Here is a 3486-nt window from a genome sequence, read left to right as displayed (position 1 = left end):
AAAGGGTTATGGAGAGTTAACCGTTATGTAGAGTCAGGCGTTAATTTTTCGATAAATAAAGCATTTATGGTTGACTTCCTCCACATAATCCTTCAATCTTAAGATGGTTCTTACAACCAAAAACTAAGACTGGAGGAGGAAAAAGTATGCAAAAAATGTTACCATTCAACGACTTGGTGGGGGTGGTCAAAGAAGAGCTTCATCGTGTCAAGTACAAGGAAACAAGGATCAATCTGTATGAATCGGTTTGGGAAACCCTTGGGCAGTACATGGAAAAAAGAAACCTGAAATGCTTTGACATGAAGGTTGGGCTGAATTTTTTGGAAGAAGAATACGGCATTACCATGTTCGAGCACTTAAAACCTCCCAATAGTCTCCGAGTTAGGGCTGTCAACATGCTGGGGGAGTACCAGTTGCACGGAATTATCCTTTCTAAGAGACGGAAAATTGGTAAAGAATACTACCCTCCCGTAGCAAAAATTTTTGATGGCTTTATTCAATCACGAAGAAGCGGCGGCATTTCCGAAAAAACTTTGATCTCGAACGAACTGTATTTAAGTAGATTTTCCGAATACCTGACAAAGCAGAAGGTTAATGATATCTCTGAGCTAAAGCCCGAACATATCGTGGGTTTCGTCAACACCTTGGCTGGCACAACCAATGCCACCATTCATTGCACGACATGTTCCTTGAGGGTCCTGTTCCGGTATCTTTATGATGAAAAAATCCTGGAAAAGGACTATTCCTACGTGGTGCCCCAGGTCAAAATTGATAAAACTTCCAGAATTCCATCTGCTTACAGCAAGGAAGAGGTTCAGAAACTGCTGGCCAGCGTCGACCGTGGGAACCCGAAAGGCAAGCGCGACTATGCCATACTGCTCCTGGCGTCAAGACTGGGAATGAGAGCGAGCGACATATGTGCTTTGGCTTTCAAAAACCTCAAGTGGGAACAAAATGAGATCGAACTGATTCAGGAGAAGACACAGGAAAAGATCCTGCTACCTCTGCTTCCGGAAGTTGGCGCGGCCATCATCGAGTATTTAAAATACGGCCGGCCTATGACAGAGAGCAATATTATTTTCATGCGTCACGTCTGTCCGATCACTCCCTTGACACCACCCTCTCTCCACAGCATTGTCTGGCAATATTTGCGATTGGCGGGAATCAGGATACCGGACGGGAAGAAACATGGCCCCCATGCCTTGCGTCATAGTCTAGCCAGCGCTCTTTTGGAAGAGAATACTCCGCTGCCAATTATCTCCGAGGTTCTGGGCCATACCGCCACCGAAACCACATCCATCTATCTGAAAATCGATGTCAACCATCTGCGACGCTGCGCGCTGGATGTTCCTGAATTTGCGTGGAATCAGGCGGTGACCGGAGGTGCGGCCCATGTCCTCTAAACCTTTCGACTTCAACGGTTTCATGGGTGATTTCAAGGAACTGCTGATCCAGTTCGTGCAGATGAAGCAGTCATTGGGGTTTGATTACACCGGGGAGGCCAATACTCTCAAGCGGTTTTCAAAATTCACGCTTAACTATGCCATCGAAAACTACACCTTGACCAAAGAACTGGCTGACGCCTGGACAGCAAAGAGACCGGGTGAGCGGGATGTTACCTGGGAGCGCCGGATCAACAACCTAAAGCAGTTTGCCCTGTTTCTGAGTAACCTCGGTTATGATGCCTACATCCCGGTCTGCAAAGCAAAGATCAACCGGCATTTATTTGTGCCCCACATCTTCACTTCTGAGCAACTCGACCGCATTTTCTCCGAATGCGACAACATCAAGCCGCACCCGCTCTCCAATCAGCACATCGTATTTCCTGCTATCTACAGGATTCTGTATGGATGCGGCCTTAGGATCTCCGAAGCTTTGGCTCTAAGACTAAAGGATGTGGATTTAAAACAGGGGATAGTTACCATTCGCAGTTCCAAGTTCAAGAAGGATCGCCTGATCCCCATGTCGCCTTCGCTGACCAGGTATCTGACTGCTTATTCTTTGAAGCTCCATACATTTTCTAAACCCGAGGACTATTTTTTTATGAAAAAAGACGGAACCGCATATTCCCCTGATACCCTTTATGATAAATTCCGGCAAATTCTCTGGAAGTGCGGGATCTCCCATGGAGGGAAAGGAAGAGGCCCCCGAATGCATGATCTGCGGCATACGTTCTCGGTTAATGCATTGAATCAGATGGTGCGGCAAGGAGTGGATCTCTACTGCGCTTTACCCATTCTTTCCACTTACCTGGGTCATGCTTCGGTTGGAGCGACGGAAAGATATGTGAGATTGACCGAAGAGGCATATCCGGGAATCCTGGACACCGTGAGCCAGACCTGCGCCTACGTTTTCCCGGCGGTGAAGGCCACATGAAGCCTACAGATTTTGCGTATTCCCTGACTTCTTACCTGTCGAAGTATCTCCCGGGCGAAGTTGGCGCCAGCAGCAATACTGTTCAGTCTTACCGTGACACGTTTTCTCTCCTGCTTAAGTACTGTGCTTCGGAAAAAGGCGTCCCGGTGGAAAAGCTGACCCTAAACCAATTGGACCGGAGACTGATCGAAGGTTTCTTGAGCTGGTTAGAAGATGAAAGAAAATGTAGTGCCTCGACGAGGAACCAGCGGTTGGCGGCCATTCATGCCTTTTTTAAGTATCTGCAGTTAGAGCAGCCGCACAGTCTTTATCAATACCAGCAGATTCTCTCTATACCGATGAAGAAGGTCAGGAAGAAATCAATCAACTATCTGAACCTCGACGCCATTAAAAATCTGCTGGACATGCCGGATAGAAATACAAAAGACGGGAGACGGGATCTGGTTCTGCTCAGCCTGATTTATGACAGCGGCGCCAGGGTGCAGGAAATTGCCGATGTGAAAGTGGCGGACATAAGGCTTCATCCACCGGCAACCGTCAAGCTTACAGGAAAGGGCAATAAAACCAGGATCGTTCCCCTCATGGAGCCTATGGTCAAATTACTCGAACAATACCTGAAAGATAACAAGCTTTATTTGCCTCAATGCAACGAATACCCGCTATTTCGCAACAGCGGGGGCAACAAGTTGACCCGATCGGGAATAGCATACATCCTGAAAAAGTATTTCAGTAAGGCAAAAGAGCTGTTTCCGGAATGTTTCCCGGATGCAATTTCGCCCCATGTCCTGCGTCACAGCAAAGCCATGCATTTGCTCCAGTCCGGCGTTAATCTGATTTACATCCGTGACCTGCTTGGCCACGTCAATGTTCAAACAACTGAAATTTATGCCAAGGCCGATAGCAGCATGAAGAGAAAGGCACTGGAAAAAGCGTATGCCGATGTGGTATCCGATGAGTTGCCGGTGTGGCAGCAAAATGCGGACTTGCTGGAGTGGTTACAGAATTTAGGGAAATAAATATCGTTATGTAGAGCCGATCCGGTTTTGATTCAATATCTTAACCTGTTTCAGGGGTTGGCTCTACATAAACTTTTACTCTCCATAACCCTTT

The 3486-nt window shown here is 47.2% G+C and carries 3 protein-coding genes; all 3 read left to right on the top strand.

Annotated elements, in window-relative coordinates; translation table 11 throughout:
* Positions 1-146: 146 nt before the first annotated feature.
* The 3 genes from GFC01_RS17515 to GFC01_RS17505 are packed head-to-tail and all read left to right on the top strand — an operon-like array spanning position 147 to position 3392.
* A complete protein-coding gene (locus GFC01_RS17515; protein WP_207707645.1) occupies positions 147-1403 on the top strand; it encodes a site-specific integrase in 1257 nt (418 codons plus the stop codon).
* The gene (locus GFC01_RS17510; protein WP_152948434.1) at positions 1393-2376 is read left to right on the top strand and encodes a tyrosine-type recombinase/integrase; all 984 of its coding nucleotides are present in this window, start codon (positions 1393-1395) and stop codon (positions 2374-2376) included. Before GFC01_RS17515 ends, GFC01_RS17510 begins: the two co-directional genes overlap by 11 nt.
* The gene (locus GFC01_RS17505; protein WP_152948433.1) at positions 2373-3392 is read left to right on the top strand and encodes a site-specific integrase; all 1020 of its coding nucleotides are present in this window, start codon (positions 2373-2375) and stop codon (positions 3390-3392) included. Before GFC01_RS17510 ends, GFC01_RS17505 begins: the two co-directional genes overlap by 4 nt.
* Positions 3393-3486: the final 94 nt, after the last annotated feature.

The organism is Desulfofundulus thermobenzoicus, assembly GCF_009428905.1.
GTDB classification, from domain to species: domain Bacteria; phylum Bacillota; class Desulfotomaculia; order Desulfotomaculales; family Desulfovirgulaceae; genus Desulfofundulus_A; species Desulfofundulus_A thermobenzoicus.
The sequence above is the reverse complement of the archived record's forward strand: the minus strand, read 5'-3'. Positions and strand labels throughout refer to the sequence as shown.